The organism is Bartonella sp. AA81SXKL, assembly GCF_042196945.1.
Taxonomy (GTDB): domain Bacteria; phylum Pseudomonadota; class Alphaproteobacteria; order Rhizobiales; family Rhizobiaceae; genus Bartonella.
This window is the reverse complement of record NZ_JBHIRH010000022.1, coordinates 1-13,641: the sequence shown is the minus strand read 5'-3', so window position 1 is coordinate 13,641 and position 13,641 is coordinate 1. Positions and strand designations below refer to the sequence as shown.

Genomic DNA, 13,641 nt, shown 5'->3' with positions numbered 1-13,641 from the left:
TTAAGTCAAATTCAAACCAGCACTCCACACCCCTCCAAATCACGCCATTTTATGGGATATTGATTTTTCTTGCCAATCTCCTGAAATTACTTTATGAATTAGCCTGTGTTTTTTGGTCGTCTACGCAGCGGTCAATAAGGAGTTGTATTCCTTAAAACTTAACACATAAACAATTATGGCTATCCCGGAAATTCCGGGGGCTTTTGTTATGTACAAGTGCTTTAAGCACTAAAAACAAGAGACTGTTTAAGTTCAGTGAATCCAACCTCCCGGAATACCAATGCGAGGGCGCTCGCAACCGGAGGGGGGCTTGAAATGCAAACCAAAAATCCACATTTTATCGACATTTCTGATTAAGCAAAAGACGCGATTTATAATCCATATTTCGCACTTTTTTAAAAAGTACCCAATCTTATAGTCTTTGAGATTATTTTGATTTTTCTTGCCAATTTTCTGAAATTACTTTATTGATAAGCACGTGTTTTTGATCGTCCACGCAACGATCAAATAGGGAGCTAAAAGCCCGAAAGCTTAATACATAAATTTATCCCGCATTGCGGGTATCCCGGAATTCCGGGAGATTTTGCTATGTCCAGGTGCTTTAAGCACTAAAAGCAAAAAGCTGATTAAGCTCAGTACTTTTAGACTCCCGGAATACCAATGCGAGGGCGCTCGCAACCGGAGGGGGGGCTTGAAGTGCAAACCAAAAATCCAAATTTTATCGACATTCTGATAGGCAAAAGAATTCGTCATAGAAGAATTGCCATGGGACTTTCCCAAAAAGAATTAGGAAGCTATTTAGGTGTCAGTTTTCAACAAATCCAAAAATATGAAAAAGGCTTCAATCGTGTAAGCGCAGGGTGTTTACTCAAAATCGCCCAAAAACTGGAAGTTCCCATAAGCTTTTTTTATGCAGATATTGTCACAAAAGAAAATCTTTCAACACATGCCGCACACTATGATCAAGAAACATACAGCGAAAAAGAACATTCCCTTTTGAAAAATTTTAGAGAGCTCCAGCCGAAAAAACAAAAAGCAATCTTATGGTTGATTTCTGATTAAGCAAAAGTGCACACAAAGCATAAATTCTCCGCATCATTTTACGGACATACGTTTTTATTTTACGGATCAACGTTTTGATGCTTCTCCACATTTACAGAAAGCAGCCAAACGAAACTTTCAAATTCCCCCCGCATCACTTTGTAAACATAGGTTTGTCAACAATACAGCTTCTTACTCTAGCCAATTCCCCTGCTGATTTCAGATCACGACACCACAAAGGATAATGTTGCATCAAACGCGACAGATACGTCCTATTTTAAAATATTCTTGCCCCTTCACCACCCTAAAGTAAGAACACGCAAAGCACCGGTCAATCCCACTTCAAAAACAACTTTCCCCACACCCTCTCTCCTCTCTCGTCAACACACCCGCCTCTTCATCCAAGCTTCCCCCCTTCATAAAACTCTTCATCCCCACACCCCAATCTTCTCTCCACATTCCATGCCATGATAAAATCATACACCACGCATAAAGTCCCAGCTTCCTTTTTTACACATTTCCGTTTTTCCGCTTTTGCATATTTACAGAAAGCAGAAAATCTGTAAAAAATGCATTATACAATAACGTTTTCAACAACTGTCATCAAAATCTCGCCTCCCTTTTCATCTAAATCCCCCTATTTTCACTTAAATCATAGATATAAACCGCCTTATTATTGTATTGAGCAGCATAAAATTTTTCGAAAAATTCTAACGATCAAAAGGGTGCATAAGAAGCATTTTACGACTTTTAAAAGAATTTTTATTTACACCCAGTGCTTTTTTGTAACGTAGAAGAGCACATTTAATTAATTGACTATAAGAAAGTTTGAAATGAGAGAAGCTTTTCGTTTTTCTCGTTCAACATCCACAACGATAACTCCTTCTTATAAATCAATTTTTTTCGTAATACAAAACGCACCAAAAGGAATAGACTTGTGTTGCATATTCACGCGCTTGTTTTAAAGAAAGATCTCTCAACGCTCATCACACCCATTTTGCAAAACGCCGCCCGTAAAGAAATGGTAAGCCCCCATGAAGTGTATAAAATCCATTCAGCCCTCCCCTATCTTTACGCTTATGGAAAAACACGTTTACGCTTATGGAAGAACAAGGCCGGCATCATCACAAAAACTCTGCCAGCTCCCAATGTTGCAGACAGCCTTCGGTTCAAGAGATAATTCATTAAAGGCATGCCTTTCTTGTACAGTTTTGATCCACATGCACGACCCACCACTTATGATGTATAAGCCAAGTAATTTTAATTGATTTAATATGAGAGAACTGGTGATGAGAAATTTTATTATATTCAGCAACGCGCTTCACGGTAAAAAATGGTTATTTATTATTATAAATCAATATATTAATAAAGAAGAGAGTCATCATCAAGACGCTTACCTTTTTCTAAAAAAAGGCTTCACACTGAAAGAAAACATCTAAAACTTAGATAAAAAAAAAGGTTTGCCTCTAATAAACAAACCTCTGCAGAAAATTATTCACATAACTTTCAAAATTTTAAATTAATCCCTCTAGAAGCAATAAAAAGCTTTAGAAGCACCAAAATGAATACAAAAACTTATTTAACACAATGTTAAGAAAAATCAAGAACAAAAAATTTTTATCGTTAATGCACCTTTAAAAAAACGAGGCTTTTTAACCCACGCGGCTCAAAAGTTCGGGGCTTCTCTACAAACGCCTCCAAGCCAATCAATCCCTTCATCTCTCTCAAAAGACAGCATAAAAGGTTCACAGTACAAGTCTTCGCTAAAAAAAATATCAATCGCCAGCGCTCATAAAAGCCAGCGTTGGTATAAAAGATCAGATTATCGAACAATCTTGCTGAAATGTCTTCCCAATAAATAAAAAAGAAGCGGATTCTTAAATATTTCCGCTTCTTTAACAATAAAAATTATGATGAGGGATTATTAAAAAATTTCAAGACTGTGAAGGGAACCAATTTGATAACAATTCATACCTTACAGGATCATCGGCACATTGCCCACCACCACATTCCAGTATGGTAGAAATCAAATTTGCCGCAATCAAAAACACAAATAAAAAACTTGCTGCTTTACTCAAGACTGGAAAAGGAGAAAATTCTTTGAACTTGTGTGCCAATTCGCCTAAAATCATGACAAATGAGACAGCAAAGATACAAAGGACAGAAATAATGAAAGCCCAAGTATAAAAATGCAATCCAAAGAACGTTGAACCATATCCTAAATCATCGGGTGTGATATGCAAAAACACTTGCCGTGCTGCCACAGCACTGGTTACCATACAACCAAGAATAACCATACCATAATGGGTATTTTTCACCTTATGGTGAATATTGAGTAAGAACCCACAACCTGCCAGCATCAATCCAACGCGCTGCAGCAAACAAAGGGGACAAGGTAACTCAAACTTTACCAATTGATAATAAAAAGCCACCACCAAGACAATAGATAACCCAAAGAGTCCTAGCGTATTCATAAAGATGACGAAGTGAGGATTTTTTTGTTCAACATGTTCCATGGCTATTCTCTCAAAAAGATAAATTTAAAGTGGAAGTTGCGTGATGATTGAAAGTGAGAAGAATGACAACGAATAAAATTGCCCACAAAGCATAACTTATATTTTTTTTACCACACATAGTCGTTACTGCAGTACCTAAAGCGATTAAAAATGGAAGAAACATAGCTTTTAAATCTCCTTTACATCCGTTGTTTAACTCTTATTTATTTCAGCGTTTACCATATTACAAAATTGGGCAAAAAAGAGACCATGGATTTATTATTCACAATTCGTCACTCGCGATTGATATTGCCATTATATTTAAGTGAAAAAACGATATAATCGCTCAGAAGCACATCTCAACAAAAGCGTTAAAAGCACAAAAGCGTTGATTATTCGCTTCCCCTTATATCAGCCATTGTTAAAGATATATCGACAATTATAAAGATTATATCCCCCACTCACAAAAGAATTACTTGAACAACAAAATAAATAGGCTTTGAAATCGAGAGATATACATCTCTTTTTTTCTCAAAAGAATATCCTCACTTTGCAACACATTTTTGACATAAAAATCTCTTTTTCTCATAAGCAATGTTTCAAATTGCAACAGATTTTATATCATATGGTGATCTGGTTTATTTTAGCAAATAAAAAATAAGACATTTTTAAAAAAAACTTATAATCAATGGCTTTTCCCCAATGCACTTTTCCCTCTTATCTTAAATAAAAGACAATGCCGCAAGCTCAACAGCCTCATGGGTCCCACGCCACCCCGTGACATTACCCTCCCCCTCACAAAAAGTGCTTCATGCCTTCAATACTTTAGTTTTTCATCTCTCGAGATCCCCTTTAAATTTTTAGCTTTCCACCTTATTTGAAAAATAACTGTTTCTCTGTCATCAATTGGCTTTGCAAAAAGAATATAAAACTTTAAAAAAATAATGATAAAGAATCGCATTGAACCTTTGAAAAGGATAGAGAATGATGAAAAAATCATGTGATGTGGCGATTTTAATGGGGAGCCAATCGGATTGGCAAACGATGTGCCATAGTGCAGATATTTTGACGAATCTTGGTATTTCTCATAGTTCGCATATTGTCTCAGCACACCGAACTCCTGAACGCCTTTATCAATTTGCAAAAGAAGCAAAAGAAGCAGGGTTTAAAGTTTTAATTGCCGGTGCGGGGGGTGCAGCGCATCTTCCAGGTATGTTAGCAGCCCTTACTCCTCTTCCTGTTTTTGGCGTTCCAGTGCATTCTCACTCTCTTTCTGGTCAAGATTCTTTGCTTTCAATCGTGCAAATGCCAGCAGGGATACCCGTCGGCACATTAGCAATTGGCAAAGCAGGCGCAATTAATGCAGCACTTTTAGCCGCAGCCGTTATGGCCGTTTATGACCATGATCTCGCCCAACGATTAGAAGATTGGCGTCAACAACAAACAGCCAATGTCGCCCAAACGCCTGTAACGGAGGTTTAAAATGGCACCGTTTTCCACCCCCCCCTCCAACACCACCCCCTCCAACGCCACCCCCTCCAACGCCACCCCCTCCAACACCACCCCCTCCAACACCACTCCCTTCACCATGTTACCTCCAGGCAGCGTCATTGGTTTAATCGGAGGAGGACAATTAGCACGGATGCTCGCCATAGCGGCTGCAGAATTAGGATTTCGAACCGTTATTTTTTGCCCTGAAGCCGATTGCCCAGCCGCTCAAACAGCAAACAACCATATTGTTTCCTCCTATGACGATATATCAGCTTTAGATCATTTTATTTCTCAGTGTGATGTTGTCAGCTATGAATTTGAAAATCTTTCGCTTCAAACGGTTCAATATGTAGAAAAGAGTAAGCCTGTTTATCCTTCTTCCAAAGCATTAGAGATCACGCAAGATCGACTTTTTGAGAAGCAATTTTTGCGTGATCAAGGGATTGGCACCGCGTTATGGCACGCTGTTGACAATTCTTCTTCTCTTCTTTCCGCTCTTGATACCTTAGGCGGACGTGGTCTTTTAAAGACGCGTCGTTTTGGTTATGACGGAAAAAACCAGATCAAGCTTGATCACCCAGATGAACAAACCCTTGACGAAGCCTTAAGGACTTTTCAAGAACAGCCTTGTATTTTGGAAGAAATAGTTCCTTTTTTATCGGAAATTTCGGTTCTCTCGGCCCGCACAAAACAAGGAGAACATATTTTTTATGATTGCCCTGAAAACCAACATAAAAACGGAATTCTTCATAAATCCTTTGTTCCATCACATATTCCACTTGACGTGCAAAAAGCAGCTCAAGAAATCAGTGTAACAGTCATGGATGCCCTCGATTATGTTGGTGTTCTTTGTATTGAACTTTTTGTCTTAACGAATGGTCATCTTTTAGTGAATGAATTAGCACCGCGTGTCCATAATTCTGGTCATTGGACACAAAAGGCATGCATAACTTCACAATTTGAACAGCATATCCGTGCTATTTGCGGACTTCCCTTAGGCAGTCCCTATCGCCACAGCGATTGCCAAATGACCAATCTTATTGGTAACAATTTTAGCACGTTAAAATATTTTCTGAAGCAAGAGCGCACCTCGATCCATTTATATGGCAAAAGCACTGCTCACCCCAACCGCAAAATGGGGCATATCATCCAATTACTGGGACCAGCCAACAAATCTTAAGCCCACATATATATAAATACTTTTTCACACTTTTCCCCAAAATGAACTGAAAAAACAACCTCTCCCCCACACCGATATCCAGCGGCTCCAAAAGCGCCCCTAACCTTTTAATTCGCCCCTAGCAGGGCTTCACGCCCTCCTACAAGCCCTGCTCTTTTAAAAACATCACCTCTTCCCCCTCCAAACCGCTTCATCCTACACGAACATCTCATCCGCCCTCAAAAACAACCTCTCCCCCCACACCGATATCCAAGCAGCACAACAAGCGCTCCCAACCCTTCAACTCCACCCCCTAGCTCTTCTCCCCTTCCTTTTCTCAAAAATATCCCCCCACGGCTCAAAACAATCCACCAGCCCTCAACTTCCCCTCAACGGATACCTCCCACAGCATAAATATTCCCCCATAACATACGCAGCCCCTTCATTTTTCTTTTAATGCCAATCTTTAAGAAATAGACTGATCTATTGCACCCCATAGATACCAATCCCCATGATTGCGCTTTTATTGTCTCTAGCTTCTCTTCTTATGTTCATTTTTTCACAAAAGCATTTTCACAAAAGCATCGTTTTGTTTTCCATAAAATCGCTGCAAAGAGGTAAAACGTATTACTCTCCCCAAACAACTCTCGAGAATTCGTCCCAATATCAGCCAGACGATAGCCCCCCTCCAGCATAGCAACTTTCTTCTTTTTCTCCTCTCTCTTTTTCCTTCAACGGATAGAAGATTTTCTCCTTTCGTTAATTCCCCCAACACATTCCTCGAAAAGGTTTCCTGAACTTCTCCCCAAAGGCTTAAGTTTCTTCTTTTCAGATCAATTTTTCTTCTCTCACAAAACCCTCCCCTTTTTTAGTGCATCAATTTTCTCACCTTTTAATCCTGTTAAGATAATGAATTATAAGGCACATCACCACCGTATAATGCGCATTGATTTTATGGCATCTTTTTATTGCATCTCGCACAATTCTTTATGAACTCCCCTTATCGTAAACGCACTTTGTTTACGCATATTCTTAACCACCCATAAGAGATTGTCTGTAACTCTCTAATCCTGCTCAGCAATGACATTCGTCACCCCCAACAGACCAGCGCTTCATGAAGTTCCCACAATTTTTCTCAATCCAAGCTTCTTTCAAGAGCACCTAATAATTTATAAATATAAATGTTTATTTTATTATCCTGATAAAGCTAAACTATACTTTTTAATACTATCATTTTAACACTATCAGTGCCTTTAAAACGCTCATTGTGCGAAAAAATACTTCATTTCTAACAATAATAAAATAATTTCGCTTGTATCTTATCTTAATATGTGATTAACGTTCAGCACAAACTTAGATCTTTTTATAGCAAAAATACCATACAAAAGGGGAAAATAATGGAGGGGATCTCTTCAAACAAACTCAAAAATGAAAACAATGAAAATAAAGAAGAAACTTTAAATGAGGCACAGTCTGTTCCTCCCCAAAAACGTAAAGGGGGTCCATTTAGACATATGTTGTTCCTCTTTCTTTTAACTTTTCGTAAACCCATTGTTTTCGTAACGAAAATCCTAGCGATAGGCTTTTTATTAATGGCAGGAATTCTTTGTCTAACATACCTCGCAGTAGGAATAGAGTCATTACCCCTATCGATCGGGATACCAATGATCATTACGTCAGCTCTCTTTGGCATTTGCAACATGTATATAAATTGGTATTATGACATGCTTTTATTACGTTTATCGCCAGACAATGTGAAGCTTTCACTCTTTCAATAAACATCATCATAGACCACCCTTGGGAAGGTCAAATTTTTTCTGCAACATGGATATTAAAAGGAATTCAAACTATCCACATTCAAGAGCCAAAGTGTATTCTCAGTATACTGGCTCCCTCACCGGATAATTTGAATTCCCCATCTGCTCGACAATATCCAGCACTCCACCCACGTAGAAATAATTGGGTTGCAAAGAATCATAAACTATTGCCTTAAAAGAGAAATTTATGCATAATCTTTCACTCTAACCGCACAGATTTAATCCCTCATTAAAAGTACAGAGCGCTCCGTCCCTGATCTCCACGTCAAAGATATAATTACAGGATATGATTACAGCACTAAGCTTATCCATTCCCAAACCAAATATCCTCTCACCCCTCACGTAAAATAAAAAGCCTCAAACAGAAGACACTTGTGTTGCCAATTTACGCACTTGTTTTACCACGCGCTTATTTTAAAGAAACATTTGGCCAATGCACATTGCCCCACCACTTCACAACAGCAGCCCCGGTCATAGAGCATAAAAACTCTCGATAATAACTTAAACATTCATAGTGCACCACCCTCTTTAAACTTATGAAGCGTAAACGCCAACCTCATCATACCGCTTTGCCAGTCTCCAATGTTACAACACTCTTAGCATTTGAAAGCATTCATAAAAGACCGTTTTATTCCTTATCTTCAAGTATCTTTACCATAAATCAATCCCGCTTGTGATATGCAAGCAGCGAATGCTATGCTTAAAGATACACAGATTTGCAATGAGAAAACCTTAAGACTATGCGAAACTCTTATTTTACTATGTTTTCTCTGAACAATAGAAATTTATCCTTATCAATTCATCATCTTCGTCATCATCATGCGGTTTATTTTTTAGGTTTTAAGAATAAGCCTTAAGAATATCCTCACACACGAACAAAAAACACCTCATGTTATAAATTTTACATGAGCCTTACTAAACGATGATATTTTACGAAAAAACAGGATTATTTTCTCACAAATAGGAAGCTTTTACTTTTTTTCACTCTTTGTGCTTTTTTGTGTCCTTCTTTTTACGAGAAAATTTTTACCTCCAAGGCAACCATTAACACACACTATAGGAATTTGTAAGGGATATACCCTTGACAAGAATAAGACTTCTTGTTAGATCTCTCCTACTTTTTTGCAATTTTCACTTATCGTTGTGCTAATGAAGTGGTTAGTGCGTACCTTAAGAGTACGCTTTTCTTTTTGTGATCACAGTGAAAAAGTGTATCGTGTGATGTTATGATGCAAGTACGATATCGCAATGCAATGCTCATTAAAGTGAGCAGTCTATTGGGGTTGTGGTATTGTATTTTCGTATTTTAATATTGTATTATAGTATTGTGTTACGTAAACTATTTAAACGGTGAATATGATGAAAATTAAAAATTCGCTTAAAGCACTAAAAGAGCGCCACCGTAACAATCGTTTGGTGCGTCGTAAGGGTCGTGTTTATATTCTTAATAAAACGAACCCACGTTTTAGAGCACGTCAGGGCTAATTTCTTTAGGGTCAATGTTTTTATGCCTACTTTAATTGTAGGCTTAAAAATTTTTTCTTGCGTTTTTTTGTTATAAGTCCGTTGATTACAAGTCTAGTATTTGATAATATTTGGTGATTTATCTTTTGGGGGCTTGTTTTTATGGATTCTTCTATTTTTTTAAAAGCCTTTCGATTTTTTCAGCTGCGTTTTTTCTGTATTTTCCAGCGCGCGTTTTTTCTTTCTTTTGTTGGCGTTTTTTGTTTTGTTCCCTCGAGCTATGGGCAAAATCCTTCTTCTCTTCCTGAAGATCGGCCTTCTCCACAATCGCTTTTACCGTTAGATGATCTTATTCCCAATTCTCCTCCCTCCTCCTCAACGCCCTCCGATTCTGATTCTTCGGCGGTTATTCTTGAAGATCTTGACAAAGAGCAGCTTTCCCATGTTGACAGAGTTAAGCAGCGCAAAGAAGCAGAAATTTCACGTTTACTCAAAGAATTGAAATATTGTGCTGATGTTGCTAAAGCGAAAAAGATCAGTCAACAGCTTCAACATTTATGGTCCCAATCGGGGAGCGAGACGATTGATCTTTTGATGTCATGGGCTGAAAATGCACTCAACAGCGACGATTATGGACTTGCGCTTGATTATATTGATAATGCTCTTGCACTTTTACCTACTCATGCTGAAGCTTGGATAAGACGCGCTTGGATTCACATTCAACTGAACGATTTCAAACTTGCCCTGCTTGATCTCAACCATGCTCTTGAACTTGAGCCGCGCAATTATAGTGCTTTTTTTGAACTTGGCGTTGTCATGGAAGCAACGGAGCGTCCAAAACTTGCTCTTAAAGCTTATGAAACAGCATTGGATTACTATCCACAAATGCGCAGGATTCAAAAGCGCGTGCAAGCTCTATTAGACGAACAATCACCACAAGCTCTTTGAAACCATTCAAAAACGAGACGCTTTACGGCATCCTTTCAAACCTAGATAAGACACAAGCCGGCTTCACATTCCACTCAATAAACTGCCCCTGCTTATAACCACACCATCACCCCCCACACAATTCACAGTACTTTTTTTGAATTTTGACTTTTTTGTATTGAAGGCATCTTCCAAACACTGCCAATATACTCCCTACAGAATTTCTTCTCATAGCAAGCAAACGCTTCCACGCCGGAGTCCTCTTCACGCCGTTTCTTCTTTTCACACCTTCCATCATGGATAAAAAAAATTTGTAAACACGATCCTCAAAAAATACTTTTTGAAAAAAGCTTAAAACATCGCTTAGCGCCTCTGATAAACTATCATCATCTGTTTTTTATTTTTAAGCTTCAACCATAGCAGCACATACCGTATCGGCTCTCCTTCACCCCTCAAAGTTGATAAAACAGCCCTGAAATATGGATTCACAAAGCAAAAACTTCAAAGACGCAACACCAATTCAACCAACATCCTTGAATAAGAAATATTTCCCTTCAAACCTCCTCCAAGTATTCCCGCGAAACATAAAAATCAAGCATTGTCCCAAAAGAGCCAATCAAGCCATTGCCAATAAATCGTTCTGCGTCACTCAAACACCCACCCCCACTCATATTTTTTGCTTTTTTACTTTGAATAAGCCATCCATCATACAGCCATTTCGAGCAGCCACCAGCAAGGTTATAAAAACTCTCCTGAAATACTTTTTGAAAAAGAAGAGAGCGAGGTTATTTTATCTCTAGCAGAAGCTCTGAAATTGTTTTATATTAAGGAGGGTGTTCTGCGCTTCTCGACAGGAAATAACGTATTCCTGAGACCTTAATGATCTCCAAGGGAGCTGTCCCTGATCAAGCCCGTGGGCTTTTTCATATGGCGCCCACCTATTTGTATAGGTTCCCGGGATCAGCTTTTTCCATCGGCTGTTGTGGATCACCCTTTTTTACATCAAATTTTTCCAGCTAAAATTGAGAGCGTCTTTTTACATAAGACCAATGACGATACTCTTTTCAAGAAATAAAAATTACGATAGGCTTTATTTTGTAGAACAGACAGCACTTACAAATAATCCCCTCTGTGAATCTGCTTCATCCCTTCGCACGCAAGCAGCGCAAAAGCGGCTTGTTGCACCAAGATACCCCCTAAAGAGCACACACTTTTTTCATGCTTTTTTTTTCATGAGCACAGCTCTTGTCCTAACAGAGATTTACAAAACGCCAACAATGGATAAAATACCAGCATCTTATAAAATAATTGACGAGACAATGACAAATAATCCCCTCTATGAATCTGCTTCATCCCTTCGCACACAGCAACGCAAAAGCGGTTTATCGCGTCGTGATGCTCTTTTAACAGAAGAGCGTGCACTCTTTTCACAGCGTGCTTGTTGCCACTTTATTGAATACCTTGAAAAGAAGGGAACCGATTTTTCACACCTCATTTTAGCAGGCTATTGGCCCATTAAATCGGAAATTGACCCGCGTCCTTTACTGGATGCTGTAGCGTTACGCGGTGGGCATTTAGCCTTACCAGCAGTTCTTGATTCCACCACCATGATTTTCCGTGCATTTTCGCCCAGCACGATTTTAGAGCCCATGCGTTTTGGCACCTTTGGTCCGGGTGCAGACAATGGCGTTGTTGCCCCCAATAATATTATTGTTCCGCTTTCTGCGTTTGATCGTCAATGTCACCGTCTTGGCTATGGAGGAGGATACTATGACCGTGCTGTTGCAGCTCTTGAAAAACAAGGGCATCAAATGACATTATGGGGCATAGGATTTTCATGTCAGGAGGTTTCCTCTATTCCCGCAGCAGAACATGATCTACAGGTACAAGGAATTTTTACAGAAAAAGGTTTCTTAAAATGTTAAAATGTGATTAAAGTGCCTATGCGTTTTTTATTTTTAGGTGACATTGTTGGTAACACAGGCTGTAAAGCTGTTTTTGAATACCTTCCTCAACTGATTGAGAAATGGCAGCTTGATTTTGTTGTGGTAAATGGTGAAAATGCCTCTGGTGGTTTTGGTCTCACACAAGAAACGTATCAAGATCTTTTGATAACCGGTGTTGATGTTGTCACCACAGGTAATCATGCTTTTTCTCACAAAGAAGCATTGCAATATGCCCATGAGAGTGATCGTTTTTTACGCCCTGCCAATTTTTCGAAAGAAACTCCCGGAAAAGGTTCTGGTGTTTTTACGGCAAAAAATGGCGCCCGTGTTCTTGTCGCCAATCTGTTGGGCAACGTTTTTATGCCGTGTAAAGTAGAAGATCCATTTGAAACAGCGGAAAATATTCTGCTTGCCTGTTCGTTGATGGAGCAAGCCGATACGATTATTTTTGACTTTCACGCAGAAACGACAAGCGAGAAGCAATGTTTTGGCCATTTTCTTGATGGTCGTGTGAGTGTTATCGTTGGCACACATACGCATATTCCCACGGCTGACGCGCAGATCTTAGAAGGTGGGAGCGCCTATTTAACAGATGCAGGCATGTGTGGAGATTATAATTCATCTCTTGGAATGGATAAAGAAGAACCCTTACACCGTTTTCTTTATAAGACGAAGCAAGATCGTTTTGAACCGGCATGTGGTCCTGCCACCCTTTGTGGTTTAGCGGTTGAGATTTCAGATCGCACCGGTTTAGCAGAAAAGGTCTCGGCGGTACGGATTGGTCCTCATTTAAAGCCTGAAGTTCCGGATTTTTGGTAGCTTCTTTTAAGCCACCCCTTTGATAGTTTCTTTCCAAGATTTTCTTTTGAGAACTCTATTTGGCAAGACGACTTTTCCAGCCCTTCCCAAATCCCTACTAAAAACACCCCGCCCTCCAATTTACCTAATACAGCAACTTTTCTAGCACAAATAAGTCACTCTTTAAAAAAAAATAAAGGATAAAATTTTTCGTGATTTTTAAAACGATGAGAAGGAGGTTTTATTTGGACATTTCTGCGGGGGGGGGGGAGGAGAAATGTTAACCCCCTTCTCTAGAAAAAACTTTATATAATAATTTATTATTTAGCAAGAGCCTCTTTAATCTTTTTTTAATTCTAACGAAAATTTAATCTTAAAATTGCTTTCTGCTTTTTAGGTTTGAGCTCTCTAAAACTTTTCAAAAGAATGTGCTCTTCTTTACTTGCGATCCCTTCATCACAGCAATACAAGACGTCTTCTTTTGTTGAGAGACCAGAATAAAA

11 protein-coding genes, 1 other RNA gene and 1 pseudogene are annotated in these 13,641 nt (G+C 38.9%); 10 read left to right on the top strand and 3 right to left on the bottom strand.

From position 1 onward, the window contains the following. Positions 1–696 precede the first annotated feature (696 nt). Both ACFINZ_RS08325 and ACFINZ_RS08320 read left to right on the top strand, forming a co-directional pair. Complete coding sequence (locus ACFINZ_RS08325; protein ID WP_375636928.1) at positions 697–1,062, top strand: helix-turn-helix domain-containing protein; 366 nt, start codon at positions 697–699, stop codon at positions 1,060–1,062. A 916-nt stretch (positions 1,063–1,978) separates the two neighbouring features. Continuing rightward, a complete protein-coding gene (locus ACFINZ_RS08320; protein WP_375633326.1) occupies positions 1,979–2,221 on the top strand; it encodes a hypothetical protein in 243 nt (80 codons plus the stop codon). Between the two features lie 754 nt (positions 2,222–2,975). Here ACFINZ_RS08320 and ACFINZ_RS08315 read toward each other — a convergent pair. Further along, positions 2,976–3,557 (bottom strand): disulfide bond formation protein B, encoded by a 582-nt coding sequence (locus tag ACFINZ_RS08315; protein WP_375613594.1) that lies wholly within the window; start codon positions 3,555–3,557, stop codon positions 2,976–2,978. 10 nt (positions 3,558–3,567) lie between these two features. Continuing rightward, entirely contained in the window at positions 3,568–3,720 is a 153-nt protein-coding gene (locus ACFINZ_RS08310) for a DUF5993 family protein (RefSeq protein WP_273790835.1), read from the bottom strand. Between the two features lie 800 nt (positions 3,721–4,520). Here ACFINZ_RS08310 and purE point away from each other — a divergent pair. The 8 genes from purE to ACFINZ_RS08270 all read left to right on the top strand — a co-directional run bounded on the left by purE (position 4,521) and on the right by ACFINZ_RS08270 (position 13,159). Next, positions 4,521–5,018 carry a 5-(carboxyamino)imidazole ribonucleotide mutase gene (gene purE / locus ACFINZ_RS08305; RefSeq protein ID WP_375610656.1) on the top strand — a complete coding sequence of 166 codons (498 nt, stop codon included), beginning with the start codon at positions 4,521–4,523 and terminating at the stop codon, positions 5,016–5,018. A gap of 1 nt (position 5,019) precedes the next feature. Continuing rightward, positions 5,020–6,207 (top strand): 5-(carboxyamino)imidazole ribonucleotide synthase, encoded by a 1,188-nt coding sequence (locus ACFINZ_RS08300; RefSeq protein WP_375701309.1) that lies wholly within the window; start codon positions 5,020–5,022, stop codon positions 6,205–6,207. Positions 6,208–7,583: 1,376 nt separating this feature from the next. Further along, entirely contained in the window at positions 7,584–7,964 is a 381-nt protein-coding gene (locus ACFINZ_RS08295; protein WP_375684187.1) for a hypothetical protein, read from the top strand. Between the two features lie 1,398 nt (positions 7,965–9,362). After that, positions 9,363–9,488 (top strand): type B 50S ribosomal protein L36, encoded by a 126-nt coding sequence (ykgO, locus tag ACFINZ_RS08290; protein ID WP_004863016.1) that lies wholly within the window; start codon positions 9,363–9,365, stop codon positions 9,486–9,488. A gap of 141 nt (positions 9,489–9,629) precedes the next feature. Next, positions 9,630–10,415: a tetratricopeptide repeat protein gene (locus ACFINZ_RS08285; protein WP_375633330.1), complete on the top strand. Its 786-nt coding sequence runs from the start codon at positions 9,630–9,632 to the stop codon at positions 10,413–10,415. Between the two features lie 811 nt (positions 10,416–11,226). Then, a non-coding RNA gene (ssrS, locus tag ACFINZ_RS08280) (6S RNA) lies at positions 11,227–11,387 on the top strand. Between the two features lie 326 nt (positions 11,388–11,713). Further along, positions 11,714–12,319 carry a 5-formyltetrahydrofolate cyclo-ligase gene (locus ACFINZ_RS08275; RefSeq protein ID WP_375642919.1) on the top strand — a complete coding sequence of 202 codons (606 nt, stop codon included), beginning with the start codon at positions 11,714–11,716 and terminating at the stop codon, positions 12,317–12,319. 18 nt (positions 12,320–12,337) lie between these two features. Further along, on the top strand, positions 12,338–13,159 hold the full coding sequence (locus ACFINZ_RS08270; protein WP_375634533.1) for a TIGR00282 family metallophosphoesterase: 822 nt from the start codon (positions 12,338–12,340) through the stop codon (positions 13,157–13,159). Positions 13,160–13,494: 335 nt separating this feature from the next. Here ACFINZ_RS08270 and ACFINZ_RS08265 read toward each other — a convergent pair. Then, positions 13,495–13,641 (bottom strand): annotated as a pseudogene (locus ACFINZ_RS08265) (transcriptional regulator); the annotation flags it as partial.